1 protein-coding gene is annotated in these 438 nt (G+C 61.4%); it reads left to right on the top strand.

Annotated elements, in window-relative coordinates; translation table 11 throughout:
• Window positions 1-172: 172 nt before the first annotated feature.
• A partial coding sequence (locus ACP2AV_RS15705; RefSeq protein WP_426373708.1) for an acyclic terpene utilization AtuA family protein occupies window positions 173-438 on the top strand: 266 nt, incomplete at its 3' end.

The raw sequence follows: 438 nt of genomic DNA, 5'->3' as shown, positions 1-438 counted from the left end.
CGGATAGCGCAGACGGAAGATGCGCGGGAGGGTTTTTCGGCTTTTGTCGAGAAGCGCGCGCCGAAATGGACGGGTCGCTGATACCGGGTCGCTGATACTGGGCTGCTGATACTGGGCCGCTGATATTCGGGCCACAGATAACGGACCGCTGATAAAGCGGGGAGGAGGATACATGTCGGATCGAAAGCTGCGCATCGGGTGCGCGTCTGGGTTTTGGGGGGACACGCCCGAAGCGATTGGTCAGTTGGTGACCAAGGGCGCGATCGACTATCTGGTGTTTGATTATCTGGCCGAGGTGACGATGTCGCTGATGGCGCGCGCCCGGGCCAAGACGCCGGATGCGGGCTATGCGCCGGATTTCGTCAAGGCGCTGGTGCCCTGGTTGCCTGAGATCAAGGCCAAGGGGATCAAGGTTGTGGCCAATGCCGGCGGGGTCAA

Origin of the sequence: Aliiroseovarius sp. PTFE2010 (assembly GCF_049943335.1) — a bacterium.
Taxonomy (GTDB): Bacteria; Pseudomonadota; Alphaproteobacteria; order Rhodobacterales; family Rhodobacteraceae; genus JBNFVY01.
The sequence above is the reverse complement of the archived record's forward strand: the minus strand, read 5'-3'. Positions and strand labels throughout refer to the sequence as shown.